At 67.1% G+C, this 3677-nt stretch carries 3 protein-coding genes; 1 reads left to right on the top strand and 2 read right to left on the bottom strand.

Going from position 1 to position 3677, the window contains the following annotated elements:
* Positions 1–575 (bottom strand): carbonic anhydrase family protein (locus tag ACFWPJ_RS27525; RefSeq protein ID WP_378855604.1); only part of this gene is annotated, 575 nt, incomplete at its 3' end.
* A 267-nt stretch (positions 576–842) separates the two neighbouring features.
* On the opposite strand from ACFWPJ_RS27525, the gene ACFWPJ_RS27520 reads away from it, so the two are divergent.
* A complete protein-coding gene (locus ACFWPJ_RS27520) occupies positions 843–1745 on the top strand; it encodes an aminoglycoside phosphotransferase family protein (protein WP_378855602.1) in 903 nt (300 codons plus the stop codon).
* Positions 1746–1800: 55 nt separating this feature from the next.
* Here ACFWPJ_RS27520 and ACFWPJ_RS27515 read toward each other — a convergent pair.
* The coding region (locus ACFWPJ_RS27515) for an ATP-binding cassette domain-containing protein (protein ID WP_378855600.1) at positions 1801–3677 on the bottom strand (1877 nt) is incomplete at its 5' end.

Here is a 3677-nt window from a genome sequence, read left to right as displayed (position 1 = left end):
ATATTGCTCAGTGTGCGGGTGGCACCGACTCGGTCCGGGGATGCGGTGAGGACTTGGCTCAGCGGCGCTGGCGCTTCCTGGGCGCGCAGCGGGACCGCGAGGACGGCCAGCCGGCCGGTCTGGTCGGTGTGCACGAGATGGAGTTCCATGGCGGTCTCGGCGCCGTCGACGGTGTGCTCGCTGGGCAGGTGGAAGTGGTACTGGGCCAAGGAGAACGGCGTGCCGTCGACGATGATCCGGTTGCCGGAGTCGGCGGGCACGGTGGCCTGGATGGTGTGGCCGTTGTTGGTCAGGGTGGCCGCGGGGATCGGCCGGTAGGCGATCTCGATGTGGCCGGCGGGGTGCGACTCGGTGGCGTCGGAAAGGTCGATCGGCGACTGGGCGTGACCATTTCGGCAGGTCGCGTAGTGCTGGTCGAGGTCGGCCCAGTGGTCGGGGCCGTCGGCGGCGTAGTCCCAGTGCGGTGTGGTCGCGTCGGAGCCGCCGCAGCCGGCGACGGCCAGTAGTGCGAGGGCGGCGAGTGCGCCGCGGCGGGTCATGACGGATCGAACGGGGGCATTGTGACGAACCGACACCGGTGCAGCTCCTTGCCAGGATTCTGCCGTCGGCCCGGATGGCTGACGTCTCCCGGGACGGCAGTGCGCGCACGGCGAAATCAGCCGATCATCAACCGGACTGGAGATGTCCGATTTGCACCGAATATCCTTCTAGTACAATCGATTTCGGCCACACGCGGGGTATCAGGCTAAACCCGTGACCACAGCGGAGACCAGAGCCGATGGCGGCGAGATAGATCACATCCGTACTGGCCGCACGCCCGATGACGCGCATAGGGTCGGATCATGATCGACATTCCGGAGGCGTTCGCCCACGAGACGGTCAGTCGCGAAGGCGAACCCGGCCGAGCATGGATCGCCGCGCTCCCCGGCCTGGCCGATGAGTTGCTGCAACGCTGGTCGTGCACACCGGATGGGCCGATCATGCACGGCAATGTGGGAGTGGTGCTGCCGGTGCGGCATCGCGATCGGCCGCCCGCGGTCGTCAAGATCTCGTTTCCGCACCCGGGCAACGTGTTCGAGCCCGACGCCTTCGCCACGTGGAACGGCCGGGGTGCGGTGCACCTGTTCGAACGCGACGACGAACGGTACGCGATGCTGCTCGAGCGCACGAGCCACGACACTCTCGCCGACGTCACCGAATTCGACAAGGCTGTCGGCATCCTCGGGCAGCTGTCACGCCGTCTCGCTGTCCACGCCCCCGCCGGGCTGCCCCGATTGAGCGATGTGGTCGCCGATTGGGCAGACGAGATACGCACGACCGCGGCCGAACTCGGCGACCCACTCCCCCGCCACACCCTGGACGTGGCCACCGAGACCTTGCGCGAGCTCGGACCGCGTCAACCCGAGACCCTCGTCCACGGTGATCTCCACGATGCCAACGTACTGATGAGCGAGCGCGAGCCCTGGCTGGCGATCGATCCCAAAGGGTACGTCGGCGACCCCGCCTACGACACGATCACGGTCATCCGCAGCTACCGATTCGCGCCGCTGCTGTTCGCACCCGACCCGGCCGCCGACATTCGTCGCGGATTGGACCTGTATTGCGAGGCAGCCGAGATCGACCGTGATCGAGCCCGCCGCTGGGCGCAGGTTCGCGCGGTCAAGGCCGCGCTCTGGGGACGTCGGCACGGAGATCCGCAGTGGTTGATCCAGGCGACCGACCAGCTGACCGAGGTTCTGGCGTGAACCGGCGCTGAGCCTCCTCCCCCAGCGTTGATACATCGAGGGAGGAGACGGCGGGTCAGGCGCCGACGTAGTCGGCGAGGTGTTCGCCGGTGAGGGTGGAGCGGGCGGCGACGAGGTCGGCGGGGGTGCCTTCGAAGACGATCTGGCCACCATCGTGGCCTGCGCCGGGGCCGAGGTCGATGATCCAGTCGGCGTGGGCCATGACTGCCTGGTGGTGTTCGACGACGATGACGGACTTGCCCGCGTCGACGAGGCGGTCCAGGAGGCCGAGGAGCTGTTCGACGTCGGCCAGGTGCAGGCCGGTGGTCGGTTCGTCGAGGATGTAGACGCCGCCCTTGTCGGACATGTGGGTGGCCAGCTTCAGTCGCTGACGTTCGCCGCCGGACAGGGTGGTCAGCGGCTGGCCGATGGTGAGGTAGCCGAGGCCGACCTCGGTGAGGTGGGTGAGGATCTTGTGGGCGGCGGGGGTGCGGGCCTCTCCTTCGCCGAAGAACTCGCGTGCCTCGTCGACGGGCATCGACAGCACTTCGCTGATGTTCTTGCCCGCGAAGGTGTATTCGAGCACCTCGGCCATGAACCGCTTGCCCTCGCACACCTCACACACCGTGGACACGCCCGCCATCATCGCCAGGTCGGTGTAGACGACACCCGCGCCGTTGCAATTCGGGCACGCGCCTTCGGAATTGGCGCTGAACAGGGCCGGCTTCGCGCCGGTGGCCTTGGCGAAGGCCTTGCGGATGTGGTCGAGCAGACCGGTGTAGGTGGCGGGGTTGCTGCGTCGCGAGCCCTTGATGGGGGCCTGGTCGATGGAGATGACGCCCTCGTCGATCGGGATCGAGCCGTGCACGAGCGAGCTCTTGCCCGAACCCGCGACACCGGTGATCGCGACCAGCACGCCGAGCGGGATGTCGACGTCGACCTCGCGCAGGTTGTTGGCCTTGGCGCCGCGAATCTTCAAGGCGCTGTCGGACTTCCGCACCGTGTCCTTGACGGCGGCACGGTCGTCGAAGTGGCGGCCGGTGACGGTGTCGCTGGCACGCAGACCGTCGACGGAACCTTCGAAGCAGATGGTGCCGCCCTTGGAACCGGCAGCGGGGCCGAGGTCGACGATGTGGTCGGCGATGACGATGGTCTCGGGCTTGTGCTCGACGACCAGCACGGTGTTGCCCTTGTCGCGCAGGCGCAGCAGCAGGTCGTTCATGCGCTGGATGTCGTGCGGGTGCAGGCCTGCGGTGGGCTCGTCGAAGACGTAGGTGACATCGGTGAGCGAGGAACCGAGGTGGCGGATCATCTTGACGCGCTGGGCTTCACCACCGGACAGGGTGCCCGAGGGCCGCGACAGCGACAGGTAGCCGAGGCCGATCTCGACGAACGAGTCCAGGGTCTGGCGCAGCGATTCCAGCAGCGGCGCGACCGAGGGGTCGTCGATGCCCTTGACCCATTCGGCGAGGTCGGTGATCTGCATGGCGCAGGCGTCGGCGATGCTGACGCCGTCGATCTTGGAGGAGCGGGCTTCGGCGCTGAGCCGGGTGCCGTCGCAGTCCGGGCAGGTGCCGAAGGTGACGGCACGTTCGACGAAGGCACGCACGTGCGGCTGCAGCGCCTCGACATCCTTGGACAGCATCGACTTGCGGATCTTGGGGATCAGGCCCTCGTAGGTGAGGTTGATGCCGTCGACCTTGATCTTGGTCGGTTCCTTGTAGAGCAGGTCGGCGAGCTGCTTCTTGGTGTACTTCTTGATCGGCTTGGCGGGGTCGAAGAAGCCGCTGCCCTTGTAGATTCGGCCCATCCAGCCGTCCATGCTGTAGCCGGGGATGGTGAACGGGCCCTCGTCGAGGGACTTGTTCTCGTCGTAGAGCTGGGTGAGGTCGATGTCGTTGATGCTGCCCTTGCCCTCACAGGTGGGACACATCCCGCCGGTGATGGTGAAGC

Source organism: Nocardia sp. NPDC058497 (assembly GCF_042720195.1).
Lineage (GTDB): Bacteria > Actinomycetota > Actinomycetes > Mycobacteriales > Mycobacteriaceae > Nocardia.
Note: the sequence above shows the minus strand (reverse complement) of the source record. Positions and strands in the feature narration are given on the sequence as shown.